The organism is Pantoea sp. GbtcB22 (assembly GCF_019091025.1).
Classification (GTDB): domain Bacteria; phylum Pseudomonadota; class Gammaproteobacteria; order Enterobacterales; family Enterobacteriaceae; genus Pantoea; species Pantoea leporis.
In genome coordinates this window covers 1-228 of record NZ_JAGXKB010001114.1, presented here as the reverse complement: position 1 = coordinate 228, position 228 = coordinate 1, and the positions used below count along the sequence as shown (strand labels likewise).

The 228-nt window shown below is 58.3% G+C and carries 1 pseudogene; it reads left to right on the top strand.

The annotated features are described in order from the left end of the window. Window positions 1–77 precede the first annotated feature (77 nt). Window positions 78–228: pseudogene (locus KVT28_RS28120) on the top strand (PTS fructose transporter subunit IIC); the annotation flags it as partial.

Genomic DNA, 228 nt, shown 5'->3' with positions numbered 1-228 from the left:
GAAGTAGTGATCAAATCACCGGTGAAATTCCCCGAAAAAGTGGCGGATTCACTGGCGCGCGCCTGAGGAGATCCAACATGAGTGACAACAAACGTCAGTACGGCCAGGAGGTCAAAGGGCATTTGCTTACCGGGATCTCGTGCATGTTCCCGCTGATCGTCGCCGCCGGGATCTGCATCGCGCTCGGCCAGATGATCGGCGGGCCGGATGTCGGTAATCAGGCCGGCA